General features: G+C 65.9%; 15 protein-coding genes and 2 tRNA genes. 13 read left to right on the top strand and 4 right to left on the bottom strand.

What is annotated here, in order from left to right:
- The first annotated feature begins 1 nt into the window (after position 1).
- Positions 2-1,120, top strand: coding sequence for an ABC transporter ATP-binding protein (locus ACNSN4_RS00220; protein ID WP_418283758.1), 1,119 nt, complete (start codon positions 2-4; stop codon positions 1,118-1,120).
- On the top strand, positions 1,117-2,541 hold the full coding sequence (locus ACNSN4_RS00215; RefSeq protein WP_418283757.1) for an ABC transporter ATP-binding protein: 1,425 nt from the start codon (positions 1,117-1,119) through the stop codon (positions 2,539-2,541). The genes ACNSN4_RS00220 and ACNSN4_RS00215 overlap by 4 nt, the downstream gene beginning before the upstream one ends.
- Positions 2,542-2,596: 55 nt before the next feature.
- Here the strand turns inward: ACNSN4_RS00215 and ACNSN4_RS00210 are convergent, their stop codons facing one another.
- Positions 2,597-3,094 (bottom strand): DUF7974 family protein, encoded by a 498-nt coding sequence (locus tag ACNSN4_RS00210; protein WP_418284341.1) that lies wholly within the window; start codon positions 3,092-3,094, stop codon positions 2,597-2,599.
- 20 nt (positions 3,095-3,114) lie between these two features.
- The gene (locus ACNSN4_RS00205; RefSeq protein ID WP_418283756.1) at positions 3,115-3,459 is read right to left on the bottom strand and encodes a dihydroneopterin aldolase family protein; all 345 of its coding nucleotides are present in this window, start codon (positions 3,457-3,459) and stop codon (positions 3,115-3,117) included.
- Between the two features lie 128 nt (positions 3,460-3,587).
- Here ACNSN4_RS00205 and ACNSN4_RS00200 point away from each other — a divergent pair, with 128 nt between their 5' ends.
- From ACNSN4_RS00200 to ACNSN4_RS00150, 11 genes are all read left to right on the top strand, one after another.
- A complete protein-coding gene (locus ACNSN4_RS00200) occupies positions 3,588-4,937 on the top strand; it encodes an amidohydrolase (protein ID WP_418283755.1) in 1,350 nt (449 codons plus the stop codon).
- A 637-nt stretch (positions 4,938-5,574) separates the two neighbouring features.
- Entirely contained in the window at positions 5,575-6,909 is a 1,335-nt protein-coding gene (locus tag ACNSN4_RS00195) for a DNA primase (protein ID WP_418283754.1), read from the top strand.
- A gap of 141 nt (positions 6,910-7,050) precedes the next feature.
- A complete protein-coding gene (locus tag ACNSN4_RS00190) occupies positions 7,051-8,340 on the top strand; it encodes an adenosylhomocysteinase (RefSeq protein WP_418283753.1) in 1,290 nt (429 codons plus the stop codon).
- A 572-nt stretch (positions 8,341-8,912) separates the two neighbouring features.
- Positions 8,913-9,653: an endonuclease NucS gene (nucS, locus tag ACNSN4_RS00185; protein WP_418283752.1), complete on the top strand. Its 741-nt coding sequence runs from the start codon at positions 8,913-8,915 to the stop codon at positions 9,651-9,653.
- Positions 9,654-9,773: 120 nt separating this feature from the next.
- Positions 9,774-10,304, top strand: a complete 531-nt coding sequence (locus tag ACNSN4_RS00180) for a 50S ribosomal protein L16 (RefSeq protein WP_418283751.1) — start codon at positions 9,774-9,776, stop codon at positions 10,302-10,304.
- A gap of 160 nt (positions 10,305-10,464) precedes the next feature.
- Positions 10,465-12,519: a DEAD/DEAH box helicase gene (locus tag ACNSN4_RS00175; RefSeq protein WP_418283750.1), complete on the top strand. Its 2,055-nt coding sequence runs from the start codon at positions 10,465-10,467 to the stop codon at positions 12,517-12,519.
- A gap of 89 nt (positions 12,520-12,608) precedes the next feature.
- The gene (locus ACNSN4_RS00170; RefSeq protein WP_418283749.1) at positions 12,609-14,477 is read left to right on the top strand and encodes an SLC13 family permease; all 1,869 of its coding nucleotides are present in this window, start codon (positions 12,609-12,611) and stop codon (positions 14,475-14,477) included.
- Between the two features lie 95 nt (positions 14,478-14,572).
- A tRNA-Pro gene (locus tag ACNSN4_RS00165) sits at positions 14,573-14,643 on the top strand.
- Between the two features lie 199 nt (positions 14,644-14,842).
- A tRNA-Phe gene (locus ACNSN4_RS00160) sits at positions 14,843-14,916 on the top strand.
- 603 nt (positions 14,917-15,519) lie between these two features.
- Positions 15,520-16,020 carry a hypothetical protein gene (locus tag ACNSN4_RS00155; protein ID WP_418283748.1) on the top strand — a complete coding sequence of 167 codons (501 nt, stop codon included), beginning with the start codon at positions 15,520-15,522 and terminating at the stop codon, positions 16,018-16,020.
- A 54-nt stretch (positions 16,021-16,074) separates the two neighbouring features.
- A complete protein-coding gene (locus tag ACNSN4_RS00150) occupies positions 16,075-16,587 on the top strand; it encodes a DoxX family protein (protein WP_418283747.1) in 513 nt (170 codons plus the stop codon).
- A gap of 140 nt (positions 16,588-16,727) precedes the next feature.
- Here ACNSN4_RS00150 and ACNSN4_RS00145 read toward each other — a convergent pair whose 3' ends face one another.
- Positions 16,728-18,233, bottom strand: coding sequence for an HTTM domain-containing protein (locus ACNSN4_RS00145; RefSeq protein WP_418283746.1), 1,506 nt, complete (start codon positions 18,231-18,233; stop codon positions 16,728-16,730).
- 156 nt (positions 18,234-18,389) lie between these two features.
- A complete protein-coding gene (locus ACNSN4_RS00140; protein ID WP_418283745.1) occupies positions 18,390-18,905 on the bottom strand; it encodes a hypothetical protein in 516 nt (171 codons plus the stop codon).
- Positions 18,906-19,067 lie beyond the last annotated feature (162 nt).

Raw genomic sequence — 19,067 nt, 5'->3', positions numbered from 1 at the left:
CATGAGCGAACCACTACTCAGCGTCGACAATCTCAAGACACAGTTCTTCACGGAAGACGGGACCGTCCGGGCCGTAGACGGGATCTCCTTCGACGTCTACGAGGGAGAGATCGTCGGGCTCGTCGGCGAGTCCGGCGCCGGCAAGTCCGTCGCCACGTCGAGTCTCCTCCGTCTCGTGGACAGCCCCGGCGAGATCGTCGGCGGCGAGATCACGTTCAAAGGCGAGACGATATTCGGCCTCGAAGAGCGCGACGACGGCGAGCTCCGACCGCGGGACGAGATGCTCACCGAGGAGGAGATGCGCAAACAGATCCGGGGCCGAGAGATCGCGATTATCTTCCAAGATCCGATGGAGTCGCTGAATCCCGTCTTTACCGTCGGGGGACAGCTCCGTGAGTTCATCGAGATCAACCGCGATCTCTCCGCGGAGGAGGCGAAAGAGGAGGCGATCGACATGCTCCGCGAGGTCGGCATCCCGGCCCCGGTGTCGCGCTACGACGAGTATCCGCACCAGTTCTCCGGCGGGATGCGCCAGCGCGTGCTGATCGCGATGGCGCTCGCCTGCCAGCCGGATCTCATCATCGCCGACGAGCCGACGACTGCCCTCGACGTCACCGTCGAGGGACAGATCCTCGAGATGGTAACGGATCTCCAGAAGAAGTACGACACCTCGTTCATCTGGGTCACACACGACATGAGCGTCGTCGCCGAGATCTGCGACCGCGTGAACGTGATGTACCTCGGCGAGATCATCGAACACGCCGAGGTCGACGACCTGTTCTACGACACGAAACACCCGTACACGCAGGCGCTTCTGGACTCCATGCCCAGGCCAGACAAGACGGTTCACGAGCTCGACCCGATCACCGGGGTGATGCCCGAAGCGATCGATCCGCCGTCGGGGTGTCGGTTCCACTCGCGGTGCCCCGACGCGAGAGAGGTGTGCCGAGAGGTCCATCCCGAGCCGCGGAATCTCGCCGACGAGGGCGAGGCGAAACACACCGCGGCGTGCGTGAAGTACGACGCGTTCGACGTCGGATACGAGGGGAGTCGTCCGATCGAAACGGACGCGACCGGCGGATTCTCGGCCGGGTTGACCGAAACGGAGGGCGAAGAATGAGCGGAGTCGGCGGCGACGAGATCCGCGAAGGCGGTAGCGGAGTCGGCGAAGGCGACGAGATCGCCGCAGAACGTCAGGCCGACGAGAGCGAATCGCTGTTGCAAGTTCGGAACCTGTGTAAGTACTTCGACAACGACGGCGGGCTGTTCGGGGGAATGACGCTCGATCGGGAGTTCCCCTTCGTCAGGCAGGAGCCGGAGAAGGTCCGCGCGGTCGAGGACGTGAGCTTCGACATCAAGAAGGGCGAGACGCTCGGGCTCGTCGGCGAGTCCGGCTGCGGAAAGTCCACGCTCGCCCGGACGGTGCTCCGGCTCCTCGAACCGACCTCCGGAAGCGTCTACTTCAAAGGCGAAGACCTCGCGACCATCTCCGGCGAGCCGCTTCGGCGGAAGCGAAAGGACATGCAGATGATCTTCCAAGACCCGCAGTCCTCGCTGGACCCGCGGATGAAGGTCGGCCCGATCGTCGAGGAACCGATGAAAGCACACGGGATGCTCGACGACGAGGGGCGCGAGGCGCGCGCCAAGGAGCTGTTGGAGAAGGTCGGACTCGACCCGCAACACTACAACCGCTACCCGCACGCGTTCTCCGGCGGACAGCGACAGCGCGTGAACCTCGCGCGGGCGCTGTCGGTGAACCCGGACTTCATCGTCTGTGACGAGCCCGTCTCCGCGCTCGACGTCTCGATTCAGGCGCAGGTGCTGAACACGATGCAGGAGCTGCAAGACGAGTTCGATCTGACGTACCTCTTCATCGCACACGACCTCAGCGTCATCCGGCATATCTCCGACCGCGTCGCCGTGATGTACCTCGGGCAGATGGTCGAGTTGGCTGACAAAGAAGAGCTGTTCGAGAACCCGCAGCACCCGTACACGCAGGCCCTGCTCGATGCGATTCCGGTGCCAGACCCCCGAAGCGCGGGCCGGACGGCGCTGTTGACCGGCGACGTTCCCTCGCCGATCGACCCGCCTTCGGGATGCCGGTTCCGAACCCGGTGTCCGGTGCTCATCCAGCCGGAGGAGTTCCAGTTGACGGAGGCGGAGTGGTCGAACGTCGTGACGTTCCAGCGGGCGGTCAAGCGGCGGGAGTTCGAGACGACAGACTCCTCGGCGATCCGAGACCGCTACTTCGCGGACGCGGAGCCGACGGGCGACGCCGGGACGCTCGTCGACGAGGCGCTAAACCACATCGGGGCGGAGGAGTGGGACGAGGCGGAACGGCTCCTCACGGAGTCGTTCGCCGACGCCAGCGTCTGTGCGACCGAAGAGCCGGCGTACGAGGTGTCTCCGACGTACGGGGACGGCCGTCACTACACCGCTTGTCACCGCGCTCGCGAGACCGCCGTCGCCTCCGGCGTGGCCGCCGACCTCGACGCGCCCGGCTACGACCAACTCGCGGAAGAAACGAGCGCCGACGACTGAGTGCGGCGACGGCGCTCGCCGTCGGCAGCGGTCGGCGGGGATAGCGCGACCGGTATCAACGGATCCGGATCCGCGTTTCGTCCTCGTGGTGTGGCCGCCGATCGGCGACGGAGAGAAACGCGGACACCGTGTGCTCGCCCCGGTCTGCGGGCACTGAGCGATCGAGGTCGTCGCCGCTCTCGCGACGGAAGTGACCGTTCCACGTCACGGTGGCGGTCTTCGTCTCGCCGGCTCGAAACGTGACGGGCGTCTGTGCGTCGCGGACGTACCGTCGCTCGTCGGTGGCTTCGAGGACGCCGTCGACGGCCCATCCCCACGGTCGACGAGTCGGAGTCACCACCTCGATCGGGAGCGGGAGCCGGTTCCGGAGGCGGACCGTTATCTCGACGGGGTCGCCTGCGTCGTACGCGGGTCGGTCGGTATCCACCGATATCGTGACTGCGCGGCGTGCGAGCCACCGGGGAACGAACCGCGAGACCGCCGCAGTGAGGTAGTTCTTCGTCTGATCGAAGCCGGTTCTGTCGTCCGTGTCGCCGTGTCGTCGCTGGACCATCGTCGTGGTGGTGTTAGAAGTCACGCCTCGCCGACGGAGACCAGTTCCATCAGCGGGTAGCCGTCGGCCATCGCCATGCGCGTGCGAACCGTGACGCCCTCGTACGCGATCCGCATCTCGACGTCCATCAGGGCACCGGTGAGCTCCGTGTAGCCGTTCTCGTGGTCGATCGCGTCCGCGACGCGGTCGTCGTGGATGTCGACGGCGACCGACTCGCAGAACGGCTGGTTCTCTATCGCCTCCGCCATCGCCGCCTCCAGGCTCCGGGTGCTCGACGGGCTGACCGGCGTCCCCGCGAACTGGTGATACAGGGAGCCGAACTTGATTCCGGCCTCGAAACACGCCTGCTGGGCGTCGGTTGCCATATCGAAAGTGGGCGGCGTCGGCGTAAGAAGCTTCGGAGGACGGAGGGGACCCATCGCTCGGATTACGCGCGTAGCGCCCCGGCGATATCGAACGGAAGGCGTTAGGTCCGGGAGCGTGAATCCGGGCTATGAACACGCTTCGCGTGACCGGCGGTCGGGTCCTCCGCCCCGACGGCCGCGTGACCGACTCCGACGTGACGATCGACCGCGACGCGGGGACGATCCTCGCGGTTGGCGAGGAGACCGAAGACGGCGTCGGCGCGGACGCGGCGGGAGCCGACGGCGCGGAAGCCGACGCGACAGCGCCAGACGAGACCCTCGACGCGACCGGGTCGCTGGTGATTCCGGGGCTCGTCAACGCGCACACGCACGCCGCGATGACGCTCTTACGCGGGTACGCAGACGACAAACCGCTCGACGCGTGGCTACAGGAAGACATCTGGCCGGTCGAGGCGGCGCTCACGCCGGACGACATCGAGGCGGGCGCGGCCCTCGGCGTTCTCGAAATGATCCGGTCAGGGACGACCGCGTTCGCGGACATGTACTTCGCCATGGACCGCGTCGCCGACGTTGTCGATCGGGCAGGCGTGCGGGCGCGACTCGGACACGGCGTCGTGACGGTCGGGAAAGACGAGGCGGACGCCCGAGCCGACGTCGAGGAGAGCCTCGCGGTCGCCGAGGACCTCGACGGCGCCGCGGACGGGCGGATTCGGACCGCGTTCATGCCGCACTCGCTGACGACGGTCGGCGAGGAGTACCTCCGAGACGGGATCGCGGCCGCGCGAGAGGCCGGGGTTCCGGTCCACCTCCACGCGAACGAGACGACGGACGAGGTCGATCCGATCGTCGAGGGGCGCGGGGAGCGACCGATAGCGTACGCCGAGGACCTCGACGCGCTCGGTCCGACCGACTTCTTCGCGCACGGCGTCCACCTCGACGGCGCGGAGATCGAGACGCTCGCCGACGCGGGGACGGCGATCGTGCACTGTCCGGCCTCGAACATGAAACTCGCCAGCGGGATGGCGCCCGTCCAGCGGCTTCGCGAGGCGGGCGTGACGGTCGCGCTCGGCACGGACGGGGCGGCCTCGAACAACGACCTCGACCTGTTCGACGAGATGCGCGACGCCGCGATGCTCGGAAAGCTCGCCGCGGACGACGCCGCGGCGGTCCCCGCGGCGGCCGCGGTGGAGATGGCGACCGCGGGCGGAGCCGAGGCGCTCGGCCTCCCGGGCGGGCGGATCGAGCCCGGCGCGGCCGCCGATCTCGCGGTCGTCGACCTCGACGCCCCGCACCTCACGCCGGTCCACGACCCCGTCTCGCATCTCGCGTACGCGGCGCACGGGAGCGACGTGCGCCACACGGTCTGTGACGGGCAGGTGCTCATGCGCGACCGCGAAGTGCTGACGCTCGACGCCGGACGCGTCCAAGAGCGCGCCGAAGACGCCGCACACGACCTCGTCGAGCGAGTCGACGGATAGCGACACCGGGAATCGAGCGATCACGATCGATAGCGGGAGTGGGTGTTGCAATAGGTTGGAGTGACTGTCTATAAGTGATCGAGTGGTGTTGCTGGCGGCTGTTTATAAGTTGTTGCCAGCGCGGTGAATCGTTGCGTATCTGAGAGTGACCGTTTATACGTCGTTGACGGCGCGGTGGACATCTCCAAAGCCCAGCCGCACAGCACCGCAACCGCACCTCACACCTCCCCAGCCTCGCGGCTCGCGCTTGTCAGCGCTCGCCGCGTCCCTCGCACCGTCGGCGAGCGGCCAAAAGGCCGCTCACCGGGGCGCGCCACCGAACAACTATTTATAAGCGATCGTCGCCGCCTCTCAGGGTTGTTTAAATACGGTATCGCCACCACCCATCCGCAATACTCACTCCCGCAGTCGATCACACGACGAATCGATCGGTATCGAGTCGCGTCCGAGTCGCGTCCGAGTCGCGAACCCCGCTGATCCGAACGCACGTCGACGCCGAGCCGACCCGATCAGCGGCCCATTCCCGTCAAACGACTGAACCGACGAAACAGCGCCGTTAACCCGATTACAATCCGGTTTAAACGGGCTTAACGAAGATTCCTTTTTATAGGGTATCCGCGCCACGGACCGACTGCACATGAGCAAACGCACGATAGGCATCCTGCTGATCGCGGTCGTCGCGCTCGGCGCGATGACCGGCGTCGCGGCCGCCGAGGGCGATCTCGGTGTGACCGTCGACGATCCGGACGGCGAACCGACGGTCACGGTGACCGAGAACAACACCACCGTCGAGAACGCGACGGTGAACGTGAGCGTCGTTGACCCCGCGAACGAGTCGTACGCGGGGACCGGCGAGTACGAGACCGACGAGAACGGGACGGTGACCCTCCAGGCCGCTGAGGAGGACGTGGCCATCGAGGTAACTGCCGAGCACGAGAACGAGACTGCCTCGACCACCGTCGACCTCGAAGCGCCCGTCGGCCTCGCGGTCGACGTGACCAACGCGAGCGGCTCACCGCTCGTGACCGTGACCGACAACGACACCGCCGTCGAGAACGCCTCGGTCAACGTCACCACCGACGACGAGAACGTCACCTACGTCGGCGAGGGCGACTACCAGACTGACGAGAACGGCACGGTGCCACTCGACCCCGCTGAGGAGGACGTGACCATCGAGGTAACTGTCGAGCACGAGAACGAGACCGCTTCGACCACCGCGGATCTCGAAGCGCCCGTCGGCCTCGCGGTCGACGTGACCAACACCGACGGTGAGCCCCTGGTCACCGTGACCGAGAACGACACCGCCGTCGAGAACGCCTCGGTCAACGTCACCACCGCCGACGAGAACGTTTCCTACGTCGGCGAGGGCGACTACCGGACTGACGAGAACGGGACGGTGACGCTCGACGCCGCTACGGAGAACGTCACGATCGACGTGACCGCCGAGTACGAGAACGAGACCGTCACGACGACGGCCGACTTGACCGCGAGCGAGGACGACGCGGAAGGCGACCAGCCGTTCGGCCAGCTCGTGCGGGACTTCATCGATAGTCTCAACGAGCGTGAGGGCGGTATCGGTGCCGCCGTCTCGGACTTCGTGACGGAGAACAACCCGGGTAACGCGCCCGACCACGCCGGGAGCCCGGGCGGACCGAGCGACGCGCCCGGTAACGCGACCGACGCCGGAAACGAGAGCGACACGCCCGGAAACGCCCCCGACCACGCCGGTCAGGGTAACGACGGCGAGCAGGGACCACCGGACCACACCGGTCAGGGTAACGGAAACGACACCGCCGGACAGGGGAACGGTAACGGCGGCGGAAACGGCAACGGCGGCGACAGCCCTGGACAGGGCAACGGCAACAGTAACGGAAGCGGAAACGATGCCGGAAACGGTAACGGCGGCGGAAACGGTAACGGCGGCGGAAACGGTAACAGCGGCGGAAACGGTAACGGCGGCGGCCCGCCGTAGCGACGGACCGGTGACGACCGCCTGACGCAGAACGCGGACCCGCGAACCGAGACCTCCACCACCCTCCCGCTGACGCGCTTCCCTTTTTCCGACGCGGTCGTTGTCGGCAGCGTTTAGTGTACCGTGAGCGAACGAATGGGTATGAGCGAAACCGCGTACGCGCCGGTCTCACAGCACCTCTCGGACCTCGAAACGGCTCAAGAGGAAGGACGCCGGAAGATGGACTGGGCGCTTCAACACATGCCGATCCTCAACGCCCTCCGCGACGACTTCGTCGACGAGCAGCCGCTCGAAGGCGAGACGATCGCGATGGCGATGCACGTCGAGGCGAAAACGGCGAACCTCGTCGAGCTACTCGCCGACGGCGGCGCCGAGGTCGCGATCACCGGCTGCAACCCCCTCTCGACCCACGACGACGTGTCGGCCGCGCTCGACACCCACGAGTCGATCACCTCCTACGCGGTCCGCGGCGTCGGCGACGATGAGTACTACGACGCGATGCACGCCTGTCTCGCCCACGAGCCGACGATCACCGTCGACGACGGGATGGACATGGTGAAACTCGTCCACGAGGAGTACCCCGATCTCATCGACTCGATCGTCGGCGGCGCGGAGGAGACGACCACGGGCGTGGACCGCCTGCGCGCGATGGACGCCGACGGCGAACTGCATTATCCGGTGTTCGCGGTGAACGACACCCCGATGAAACAGCTGTTCGACAACGTCCACGGGACGGGCGAGTCGTCGCTCGCGACCATCGCGATGACGACGAACCTCTCGTGGGCCGGGAAGAACGTCGTCGTCGGCGGATTCGGTCAGTGCGGCAAGGGCGTCGCCAAGAAGGCGTCGGGCCAGAACGCGAACGTCGTCGTCTGCGAGGTCGACCCGCGAAAGGCGCTCGAAGCGCACATGGAAGGGTACGAGGTGCTCCCGATGGTCGAGGCCGCGAAGAAGGGCGACGTGTTCATCACGACGACCGGCAACCGCGACGTGATCACCCGCGAGGACTTCGAGGAGATGCAGGACGGCGTCCTCCTCGCCAACGCCGGGCACTTCGACGTCGAGGTGAACCTCGAGGACCTCGACGAACTGGCCGTGGACCGCTACGAGGTTCGCGACGGCGTCGAGGGGTTCGAGATGGCCGACGGTCGCGTCCTGAACGTGATCGCCGAGGGGCGACTCGTCAACCTCGCCGCGCCCATCGCACTCGGCCATCCGGTCGAAGTGATGGACCAGAGCTTCGGCGTGCAGGCGGTCGTCGTCCGCGAACTGGCCGAAAACGGCGACGCGTACGAGCCCGGCGTCCACGACGTGCCCGACGAGCTCGACCGCGAGGTCGCGGACATCAAACTCACCGCCGAAGGCGTCGAGTACGACACGCTCACCGACGAGCAGCGCGAGTACATGGGCAGCTGGGAGCACGGAACGTAACGCAGCAGCGTCTTTGTGAATAGAAGTGCGGTGGCGCACGCCGTGAGCGGGCCGTCGGCCCGCGAGCGACCGTGCGAGGGAGTCGCGGGGGGGGGGGGGGGGGGGGGCCGCTTGCAAGCGGCCGCGACGAGGTTGGGGAGGCGTGAGGTGCGGTTGCGGGGCGGTGTGGGCGGGACTCAAAGGCCCAGTCGCGCTCGGCGAACCCCAGCGACGTTAGCGGCGTGGCGCTACGCGCCACGGGCAGCCGGCGGCGAAGCCGCCGGCGACACCGCAGGGAGCTCCGCTCTCTCGTCATCGCCGGAAATCGGAGATTTCTGGCTAGCAGCCAGAACGCTCTGCGTTCTGACAACATCACGAGACGCCTTCGGCGTCTCGAACGACAGCGAGCTCGGGGAGCCGAGCGCGACTGGGGTTTTGAAGGAGTTCGTCACGCCAGTAACTATTTATAAATGATCGAGGGTAGCGTCAAACCTGTCTGACGTACTACCGTCGACGACACCGAGAGATATCCGACCGCTCCCACCGATCTCGCCCTCGCGCCCTTTTTGAGTCACAACCCCCTACGCGTATCAGTGACAGTCACGAGCGTCCACGACCCGAGCCACCGCGAGGCCCTCTGGGAGTTAGAGGACGCCTTCGAGCGCGGCGATCTGATAAGCCTCTTCGGGCGCTGCACCGTCAGCTACGAGGGCCGTGCAGCCTCGGATCTCGGGAGCGGCGACCGACTGCTCGTGTTGAAGCCGGACGGCTCCGCCCTCGTCCACACCGACGAGGGACGACAGCCCGTCAACTGGCAGCCGCCCGGTTCGAAGCACCACGCCGCGGTCCGTGACGGACAGCTCCGGGTCCGATCGACGAGAACGAACCCCGACGAGACGCTCATCGTCCGATTCGATCGGGTGCACCAGCTCTCCGCGATGGGCGTCACGGGCGGCCGCGACCTCGAACTGCACGGCAGCGAGGAGGACCTTCGCACCCGAATCTTAGAACGACCCGAACTCGTCGAGCCCGGATTCGAGCCCCGCGAGACCGAGCGGCCCTCCAGCGCCGGGCCGATGGACATCTTCGGGTTCGACGCCGACGGCGTCCCGGTCGTCGTCGAGCTGAAACGCCGACGGGTGGGTCCGGACGCGGTCGGGCAGCTCGCGCGGTACGTGCGGGCGCTGCGCGAAGAGGTGGAGACCGGAGACGGAGACGACGTCTCCGTCGTCCGCGGCGTCCTCGTCGCGCCGTCGATCACCGATCGGGCCGCAGAGCGGCTGGAACATCGGGGGTTCGAGCACGTCGCGCTCGAACCGACGCCGGAGGAGTGACGCGCGGCCGACCGCATCGCGTGGTTGACTCACACACCGCATATCGGCCGCGAACCCCCGACGACGCCGTGGTATCGAAGGCTTTATCGCCGCAGCCGGGGGTATATCGGACAAGTAGCCATGTCTGACAAACCCGCCTCTATGTATCGGACGATCGACAAGCCGTCGTACACCCGTCGCGAATACATCACGGGCATCCCCGGCTCGAAGATCGCGCAGCACAACATGGGCGACCTGTCCTCGGAACCTGAGGACTACCCCGTCCAGATCAGCCTCCGCGTCGATGAGGAACTCCAGATCCGGCACGGATCGCTGGAGAGCGCGCGCCTCTCGGCGAACCGCCACCTCATCAAGGAGCTCGGCGAGGGCAACTACAAGATGACCCTCCGCAAGTTCCCCCACCAGGTCATCCGAGAGAACAAGCAGGCGACCGGTGCCGGCGCGGACCGGGTCTCTGACGGGATGCGGCAGGCGTTCGGCAAGCCGGTCGGTACCGCGGCACGCCTGAACAAGGGCGACGTCGTCTTCACCGCGTACTGCGACGTCGACCAGGCGCCCGTCGTGAAAGAGGCGTTCCGTCGCGCGTACAACAAGCTCTCGCCGCCGTGCCGGATCGACGTCGAGCGCGGCGAGAAGCTGCTCGTCTCGTAGACGACTCCACCGACGGACCCTTTTTGAGGCGGGCTTCCCGCCGGCGCGACCCACGACCCCGAGCGATGCCTGTACTCTCGGCCATCTAGTCGATCGAGACGCGACACCGCCGTTCGGCGAGCCGAACTCCTGAAATACCTCCCTCGCGTATCGACGGCCAGTGTCACAGCAGTTGGCCGAGGTCGGAACGCTGTTCCTCCACGAGGCGCGGAGCGACTACACCGTGGTCGCGACCCGCGACGGCAAGCGGGTGCTCCGTGGGCGTCTCGAGCTCAAGGAGACGTCCGCCGGCCCCCGCCCGGGTAAGTTCCGCGTCATTCAAGACGGCGAGGATCACCCTCGACAACCCGACGAGTTCGTCGAACTCGCCCGGGCGGCAGACCGCATCCGTATCTCCGAACAGACCACTCCCGGGAACCGACAGCGCTTGGAAGCGATGCTCGACGGCTACCAGCTGGAGTCGCTCACCGTCCGGACCTGTCGCCGCTGTTCGAACGACGGCCGGTACGGCCCGATCACGGCCGACACCGCGATCGAGCACAACGACGAGCTGATCTGCCGCGACTGCGCCCGACGCGAGCTCGAACGAGAGCTGTCGTATAAGGGCGCGTTCACGGGTGCCGCCGAGGAGCGGCTCGAAGAGCTGCTGTACGAGGCGGGCGACCTCGACCGAATCGTCAACCTGCTGCAGGGCGGGCTCGACCCGGATCTCACGAAGTACGACGAGGTGTCCGCCAACGTCGACGACGTCTCTCCGGTTCGAACCGAGGACCTCGACCTCCATCCCGACCTGTCCGCGCACCTGCAGGGGCGGTTCGAGGAGCTGCTCCCCGTTCAGAGCCTCTCCGTGCGGAACGGGCTGCTCGACGGCGACGACCAGCTCGTCGTGAGCGCGACCGCGACCGGGAAGACCCTGATCGGCGAGCTGACGGGGATTGATCGGGCTTTGCGTGGAGACGGCAAACTCCTCTTTTTAGTCCCGCTCGTCGCGCTCGCCAATCAGAAACACGAGGACTTCAAGGACCGCTACGGCGACCGCCTCAACGTGTCGATCCGCGTCGGCTCCTCGCGGGTGAACGACGACGGTAACCGCTTCGACCCGAACGCCGACGTCATCGTCGGGACCTACGAGGGGATCGACCACGCGCTCCGGACCGGGAAGGACCTCGGCGACGTTGGGACGGTCGTCATCGACGAGGTTCACACGTTAAAAGAGGGCGAACGCGGCCACCGCCTCGACGGGCTCATCTCGCGACTGAAGTACTACAGCGAGAATCGGATGGAGACCCATTCGGGCTACGACGGCACGCAGTTCGTCTACCTGTCCGCGACCGTCGGGAACCCCGAGTGGCTCGCACAGAAGCTCCGGGCGACGCTCATCGAGTACGAGGAGCGGCCCGTCCCCATCGAGCGGCACGTCACGTTCGCGGACAGCCGCGAGAAGGCCGATATCGCCGACAAGCTCGTGAAACGCGAGTTCGACACGAAGTCCTCGAAGGGGTACCGCGGCCAGACGATCATCTTCACGAACTCGCGTCGTCGCTGCCACGAGATCAGCCGGAAACTACGGAACGACTCCGCGCCGTATCACGCCGGGCTCGACTACAAGCGCCGGAAGAAAGTCGAACGGCAGTTCGGCAACCAAGACCTCTCGGCGGTCGTCACCACGGCGGCATTGGCTGCCGGGGTCGACTTCCCCGCCTCACAGGTGATCTTCGACTCGCTGGCGATGGGAATCGAGTGGCTCTCAGTCCAGGAGTTCTCGCAGATGCTCGGGCGGGCCGGGCGGCCGGACTACCACGACCGAGGGCGGGTCTACCTCCTCGTCGAACCCGACGGCGTCTATCACAACTCGATGGAGCGCACGGAAGACGAGGTGGCGTTCACCCTCCTGAAAGGAGAGATGGAAGACGTGGCGACTCACTACGACGAGACCGCGGCCGTCGAGGAGACGCTGGCGAACATCGTCGTCGCGGGCAAGAAAGCGAAGCGGCTCAACGACCGGATGATCGGCGAGGTACCGACGAAACACGCGGTCGGGAAGCTCCTCGAGTGGGGGTTCATCGACGGGTTCTCGCCAACTCCGCTCGGTCGGGGGATCACGCGACACTTCCTCGCGCCCGACGAGGCGTTCTTCATTTTGGACGCCGTGCGGAAGGGAACCGACCCGTACGACATCGTCGCCGACCTCGAACTGCGCGACGACGAGGAGTGAGCCTACCGAGTCGAGAGAGTCGCTGTCCCGAAAGAATCACGCTCCCGAGGTCGTCAACGTTTTTGTCCGCAGCGGATGGTAGGTAGTGTATGTCCGTGACGGGGTCGGCGCCGGTGGCGGTGACAGGGGCGTCGGTTCCTCCGCTGACCGTCGACATCCTCGTGATATTCGCGATAATCAGTGTCGCGCTGGTGCTTTTCATCGCGGAGCCGGTGCCGATCGACATCACCGCGATCGGAGTGATGGTGACGCTGATCGTTCTCGAACCGTGGACCCGCGTCGACGCGGCGACCGGAGTCGGCGGGTTCGCCAGTTCCGCGACGGTGACCGTGCTGGCGATGTTCGTGCTCAGCGAGGGGATCCGCCAGTCCGGCCTTATCAACATGATCGGGGCACAGATAGCCGACCGGTTCGGTGACAGCCCGTTCAAACAGCTGCTCGCGGTGCTCGGACTCTCCGGCGGCACGGCGGGGTTCATCAACAACACGCCGGTCGTCGCGATCATGATCCCGATGGTGTCGGCGATCTCGGAGAAGACCGGCGTGTCGCCGTCGAAGCTCCTGATGCCGGTGTCGTTCATGGCGATGCTCGGCGGCATGTTGACGCTTATCGGGACGTCGACGAACATTCTCGCGTCGGACGTGTCGGCTCGACTCATCGACCGCCCGTTCTCGATGTTCGAGTTCACGCAGCTCGGGCTGATCGTGTTGCTCACCGGTGGCGTGTACCTCGCGACCGTCGGGCGCTATCTCCTCCCCGAACGCGTGCGGGTCGACGATCAGCTGATAGACGAGTTCGAGATGACGGAGTACCTGACGGAGGTCGTCGTTCGCGGCGACTCCCCGTTCGTCGGGCAGACCGTCCACCAGATTCTCGAAACGCTCGACGTCGACGCCGACATCGTCCAGCTCGTCCGGGACGATCGGGCGTTCACGGAGCCGCTCGGTCCCAAACAGATCCGCGAGGGCGACGTGCTGGTGTTACGGACGGACCGGGAGAGCCTGATGACGCTCATCGACGCGGAAGGGCTCGATCTGGCGCCAGACGCGGAAGTCACCGAAGAACAGCTCACGACGGAGGACGAGGCGATCGAAGCGGAGACCGAACAGAATCTCGTCGAGGTGATCGTCTCGCCGGAGGCGCGGTTAATCGGCGAGACCCTAGAGACGCTCAACTTTCGTGGCCGGTACGACGCGACGGTGCTCGCGATTCGGCGGGGCGGAAAGGTCATCCACGCTCGGATGGACGAGCGACGCCTCCGCGCCGGCGACACGCTCCTCTTACAGGCGACCGAGGAGACGATCGGGCGGTTCAGCAACGACCGGAACTTCGTGGTCGGCGGCCGACTGACGCGACCCGACTTCCGGACGAGCAAGATCCCGATCGCGATCGGGATCGTCGCCGTCGTCGTCGGGCTCGCGGCGCTGGACGTCTTCCCCATTCTCGTGAGCGCGCTCGGCGGCATCGTCGCGATGGTCGCGACGGGCTGCGTGAAGCCGAACGAGGTGTACTCCTCCGTCGACTGGAGCGTGATCTTCCTGCTGGCCGGACTCATCCCGCTCGGCGTCGCGATGGAGCGAACGGGCGCGGCCGAGTGGCTCGCGAGCGTCGTCGTCGCGTCGACCGGTGGGTTCGACGCCGTGATCGTGTTGGGACTCTTCTACCTGTTCACCGCGCTCATCACGAACGTCGTCAGTAACAACGCGAGCGTCGTGTTGATGATCCCCGTCGCCATCGACACGGCGGAGGCGATCGGGGGCGATCCGTTCTCGTTCGTGCTCGCCGTGACGTTCGCGGCGTCGACGGCGATGCTCACGCCGATCGGCTACCAGACGAATCTGATGGTGTACGGACCGGGTGGGTACACGTTCACGGACTTCTTCCGACTCGGCGCACCCTTGCAGGCGGTGTTGACGATCGTGACGACGCTCGGGATCGTGTATTTTTGGGGAGTGTAGTCGGTCGAAGCAGACGCAACACTGCGGACGCGGGGTCTCCCCGGCGTCCCGTCGAACGAAACGCTTTACCGGTCCATGCAAGTACAGGTAGATACGGGACCGTGGGTTAGTGGTATACTTCGGGCCTTGGGTGCCCGTGACCCCGGTTCGAATCCGGGCGGTCCCACTTTTGCGGCGCGAGCAATACCGCGAGCGGTGCAGCCGGGCAATCTCATCGCGTTATTCGTGGTGTCCGAACAGTACCACTCCGGTGTGCATCGAACGAACCGAGACAGCGGGGCGATGTAGACACCGCGGTGGGACGGCAACCTGTCCGCGGGCTTTCGAAATCCTTTTGTCTCGAATCGGCGTTGGTCCGAGTGCGAGCCGCCTTAGCTCAGACTGGGAGAGCACTCGACTGAAGATCGAGCTGTCCCCCGTTCAAATCGGGGAGGCGGCATACTCTGAATCGGCGAGCGCAGCGAGCGGGTGAAGAAACGGCACCGAGCCGATTTGAGCGCGGAAGTCGCAGCGCGCGAACGAAGTGAGCGCAACCGTCTTCCGGAGTTCAAATCGGGGAGGCGGCGTACGTTTCGATGCAATCTACATTCGCGAGTCTCGGCTGAAGATCGAGCTGTCTTCCGTTCCCGCGAGCGCAGCGAGCGGGGACTCCGAAGACGAGTTGTGAGCCCACGCGGAGCGAGCGTCTCGGCGAGTTCAACTCGGGAAGGCGGCATGAATTTTTCACTCGTACCCCAACGCCTTCGGGCACTTCAGCCTACATTGAAAACGGAGCGCGCTCAGGTCGTGGCGGAGTAGATGAGTGACGCCACAATTCCAGAACCGGGATTTATCGCCGGTAAGGCAAGGTTACGGACGCGCATTCTCCGGCAGGCGGATTCAGCGAGGCATAACAACACCGAGCGAGGACATAACAATACCTCAACGTGACCAACGTGTAGTCGATGGAAGACCAGATCACGAGCGTATCGCTACCCGGATCACGGTTCCCGGCGACGCGGCTGTGCTCGAACGCAACCAAACGCAGTAACACACAACTACAATGAAACGCTCGTCACTCAGAGACCAGTTCGGAGAGGGCAAGTCCAGTATCGATGATCAGATAACGGAAGCGCTAGTCGAAGCCCTCTCGGCGAACGACAAAGTCATCGAGATCAGGCCTGCGAAACGGTCGAAAGGGAGGGGACTGAAAGGGCTCCTGCTGTTGGGAGCGGCGGCCATCGCCTTCGCCTACTGGGTCCAGAACGCCCAGAAGTCGGACGACTTTATCGAGAGTGTGAAAGAGGGGACGGCCGATCGGGTCCACCAAGCCGCAGAGACTATCGAAGAGGGGAGCGAGACCGCATCCGAACGGATCGAGGCAGGCTCAGAACGGGCCAGCGAGGCGGTTCAGGGGGCTGGCGATGCGGTCCAGGAAGCCGGTGAAAAGGCGGCAGAACGGACGGAAGAAGCCGGTGAAAAGGCGGCAGAACGGACGGAGGAAGCCGCCGAAGAGGAGGAGAACGAGACCTACAGCAGCGCCAGTAGTTCCTCGGAGATATGATCTCATTTCCCACCGAGAGGAACGCTCATTAGCCGCCCATGGCTATCCCCGTGGATGAGCGACGACCGCGTTATCGACCTCGACGATCCCGACGACGGCCCGCTCGCCAGTCGGAAACGCCCGCTTCGTTACGTGATGAGCGCGGCCTACGTCCTCGCGGGGATCACGCATTTCTTGGCGCCGAAGGCGTTCGCGCGAGTCGTCCCGCCGGGCCTCCCGCGACCCGAGGCCCTCGTGTACCTCTCCGGAGTCGCGGAGATCGCGTTGGGACTCGGGGTCGCGTTCGACCGGACGCGACGCGGGTCGGCGTGGGGGATCATGGCGCTGCTCGGCGCGGTCTTCCCCGCGAACGTGTACATGGCGACCGACGGCTTGGCGGCGGAGTTCGCCCCCGACCGGTTCTCGGGAATCGCCCGCGCGGTGGCGTGGGCGCGGCTCCCGTTGCAGGGCGTGTTGCTTCTGTGGGCGTGGTGGTACACGGGTCCGGAGTCCGGGCCTGAAAGCGGTGACGACGACAACGCCGAGCCGACTCGGGCGGATGAGCCACAGCCCGGGAGCGCAGCGTAGCGAGCACCCCGGAACGCCTCGGCGAGTGCAAACCGGGGAGACGGTGTATTCTTTTAACGCGTTTCGCGTCCGAACGTCTCGACTGGGGAGCGGCCGATCGCCCCTGCGAGCGGAGCGAGCAACTCACGCTCTTCCCCGCGTCACACCGGCGATCGCTCCCGACAGTCGTACTCGATTACCGTCCGGCGCGTGGGGTCGGAGTCGAACTCGCCGTTGACGGGGCTCGGCTGAATCATTCGGTACACCGTGACTCGTTCGACGGTCTCGTCGGTGTGGTCGGCGGCCTGCCGACACATCCAGTCGGCGTACCCCTGCGAGATGCTTCCGCCGTCGGAGCTGCGGACGGCCTGTAGGAACTTCCGGTGACGGAAGGTATCGTACTCCTTCGAGGCGTCCGGCGGCCGATCGAAGCTGACGGAGTCGCCGTGACGCGCGTCGATGGTCGAGCCGTCGGCCAGCTCCGCCGCGGGGATATACCAGCTGTACGACGAGGAGGGGTTCGGCGCGTACAGCCCCCACCGCTGCTGATCGAGGTGCTCGTGGTCTATCTGCGCTGGGACGTCGTGCTCGGTGACGTCCGCCGCGGCGAACACGAGGATCCAGACGAACACCATGAAGCCGGCGACCGTGAGCAGCGACCGCCCGTACGCGAGCGCGTACGAGACGCCGCCCTCGTGGCCGCGAGCGCGCAAGGCGTCGAACAGACGCTGTTCGAGCGGACGGCGACCGAGCGGACCGAAGTCGGCCGACGAGGGGAGGCGGTCGACCCACTCAGCCGGCACGCGTCGCGCGAGCGCGTCCCAGAAGCGCCCGGGGAGAAACGGGAGGATCGACGCCGACAGCACGAGCGGGAACAGCCCGACGGTCATCGAGGTGATCATACCGAGGAACGCACCGATGTAGACGAGCGCTGCGACCATGCGGACGCGTCCGACCGGCAGCAAGAGGAACAGCACCGATCCCGAGAGCAGCGTCACCCACCCGTAGTTGAGCGCCGTGAGCAGCGTCGGGTAGTCGGCGATCACGTTGCCGAGGAGGACCGTCATCGTGTCGTTGGCCATCGCGATCTGAAGCGCCTCGCCCGCGTACCAGGTGTCGCCCGCGTGTTTCTTGATCGCGTTTGCGGTGAACACCACGAGCGGCTGGACGAGCAGCGCCGCGGTGCCGAAGCTGGCGATTGCCGTCCGCGCGGACCCCCGTCGGAGCGCGTCGATCGACCAGCGCTCGCCGATCGGGGCTACGAGCGCGACGAAAAACAGGACGAGGAACAGTCGGTCGCCGCCGTTGAGGACAGCCGGGTTGCGCGCGTGCAACGAGACCATCAGCACGAACGAGACCGCACCGACGAGCCGCGTTCGGTAGCCGAGGACGAACGCGACGGCGAACAGTCCCGCACAGACGAACAGCAGCTGTTGGAACCACAGGTCACCGGAGAGCGCGTGGAGCGAGAGCCCGTTGTATTGGGTGTACGTGAGTTCGTAAGCGGTGAACGGGTACGCGCCGTTGTCGGTGTAAAACAGCTCGATGTCGCCCGCGCGGTGGATCAGATCGATCAGGAGAATGACTCCGAGCGCGATCCGCACGGCCGCCAGCGAGCGAGCGTCAACCTCGAATCGCGCCCGAACCCGGTCGCGAACGGGACGCACACGAGCCCAGAGCTGGCCGAAAACGGCGACGAGACGTGTTATCAGAGCGGGGGTGTGTCCTGACGGCATGGGGGCTAAACGGCCACGTGAGGCGGTTGTATCGGGTCACGAGCACCGCACATGTATATTTGTTGGAGACCGCGGCGGTGGATCGCGTCAGTACAGCGCGGTCGCCGCGAGGATCCCGGCCGTCTGCCCGATGCCAACGATCGAGACCCCGACGACGATGCCGGTCGGGGTGTCAGCGAGCGCGACGACGATCGCCCCAGCGACAGAACAGGCCGCAGCCGCGTGATACGCCAGCGGAGCCACCTCGTCACGGAGTCCCGTGTAGACGAACGCGGGCGCGGGGAGGAGGATCCACCCGTACAGCGCGGCCGCGAGGAGCGACTCAGCGCCGATACCCACGATCCCCCCCGGGAACGCGAACCCGACTACGCCCGCGAGCGTGACGGGCGTCCCCGCGAGTATCACGAGTTTCCACGCCCGGAGCACGCCGGTCGCCATGTCGCGCCACGACGCGACGACGAACGCGACGAGCAAGGTGCTCATAACGACGTGCGCGACGAACAGCGCATGTGTCGAGACGACGCCGGAGACCGTCGCGGCAACGACGACCCACGCGGCCGGGACCAGAAACGCCGGACCGTTCTCGCGGAGGGGACGGAACACGGACGACCGATTCGCGGCGACGAGGGATAAGAATCGGTGGTCGGATTCGGCGTCGCTCGGAACCGACGAATCGGTCGTGTTTTCCCGGTGAAAACGATTGGAAAGTCACTAAATACGGCGATTTATGTGGATGGTGAATATAAATGACCACCTACCGGCGTG

The organism is Halorubrum marinum, assembly GCF_048381195.1.
GTDB lineage: Archaea > Halobacteriota > Halobacteria > Halobacteriales > Haloferacaceae > Halorubrum.
This window is presented reverse-complemented; position numbering and strand designations above follow the sequence as displayed.

What these genes read in the sequence shown, in the direction of transcription:
- ACNSN4_RS00215 (WP_418283757.1), top strand. Translation starts at nt 1,117, where the DNA reads ATGAGCGGAGTCGGCGGCGACGAGATCCGCGAAGGCGGTAGCGGAGTC.
- ACNSN4_RS00200 (WP_418283755.1), top strand. Translation starts at nt 3,588, where the DNA reads ATGAACACGCTTCGCGTGACCGGCGGTCGGGTCCTCCGCCCCGACGGC.
- ACNSN4_RS00150 (WP_418283747.1), top strand. Translation starts at nt 16,075, where the DNA reads ATGAGCGACGACCGCGTTATCGACCTCGACGATCCCGACGACGGCCCG.
- ACNSN4_RS00205 (WP_418283756.1), bottom strand. Translation starts at nt 3,459, where the DNA reads ATGGCAACCGACGCCCAGCAGGCGTGTTTCGAGGCCGGAATCAAGTTC.
- ACNSN4_RS00190 (WP_418283753.1), top strand. Translation starts at nt 7,051, where the DNA reads ATGAGCGAAACCGCGTACGCGCCGGTCTCACAGCACCTCTCGGACCTC.
- ACNSN4_RS00155 (WP_418283748.1), top strand. Translation starts at nt 15,520, where the DNA reads ATGAAACGCTCGTCACTCAGAGACCAGTTCGGAGAGGGCAAGTCCAGT.
- ACNSN4_RS00170 (WP_418283749.1), top strand. Translation starts at nt 12,609, where the DNA reads ATGTCCGTGACGGGGTCGGCGCCGGTGGCGGTGACAGGGGCGTCGGTT.
- ACNSN4_RS00210 (WP_418284341.1), bottom strand. Translation starts at nt 3,094, where the DNA reads ATGGTCCAGCGACGACACGGCGACACGGACGACAGAACCGGCTTCGAT.
- ACNSN4_RS00180 (WP_418283751.1), top strand. Translation starts at nt 9,774, where the DNA reads ATGTCTGACAAACCCGCCTCTATGTATCGGACGATCGACAAGCCGTCG.
- ACNSN4_RS00195 (WP_418283754.1), top strand. Translation starts at nt 5,575, where the DNA reads ATGAGCAAACGCACGATAGGCATCCTGCTGATCGCGGTCGTCGCGCTC.
- ACNSN4_RS00220 (WP_418283758.1), top strand. Translation starts at nt 2, where the DNA reads ATGAGCGAACCACTACTCAGCGTCGACAATCTCAAGACACAGTTCTTC.